This window comes from Vibrio sp. 811, assembly GCF_033339195.1.
Window position 1 is genome coordinate 1 of record NZ_JAWOUB010000803.1, and the last position, 549, is coordinate 549.

Consider the following 549-nt stretch of genomic DNA (forward strand, 5'->3'; position numbering starts at 1 on the left):
TGCTGTTGATTTCTTGCAAGCCGGCGTACAAAGTGGTCGATTTACCAGAGCCCGTAGGGCCGGTCACCAAGATGATACCGTGTGGGCGACCAATGAGGTGACGGAAGTTGTCGTGTACCGAAGGAGTCATGCCCAAACTGTGCAGGTCAAGGCGCGTTGCGTTTTTATCTAACAGACGCATTACCACTCGTTCACCGTGAGAGGATGGCATGGTAGAAACACGCACGTCGACCGCTCGGCCACCAATACGTAGCGAGATACGACCATCTTGAGGCACACGCTTTTCAGCAATATCGAGCTTCGCCATAACCTTCACACGCGACACCAATAACGGCGCAAGCTTACGACTCGGCGTCAAGACTTCACGCAGAACGCCGTCGACACGGAAGCGGATAGAAAGCGTCTTTTCAAACGTTTCGATATGGATATCGGACGCACCTTCTTTGATCGCTTCACCCAACATGGCATTAATCAATTTGATCATTGGCGCATCGTCTTCCGACTCTAACAAGTCCTCACCATGCGGTAGCTCTTCTGCCAACGAGAAGA

1 protein-coding gene is annotated in these 549 nt (G+C 51.9%); it reads right to left on the bottom strand.

Annotated elements, in window-relative coordinates:
* Positions 1-549 (bottom strand): GspE/PulE family protein (locus R7Q46_RS29490; RefSeq protein WP_318078627.1); only part of this gene is annotated, 549 nt, incomplete at both ends.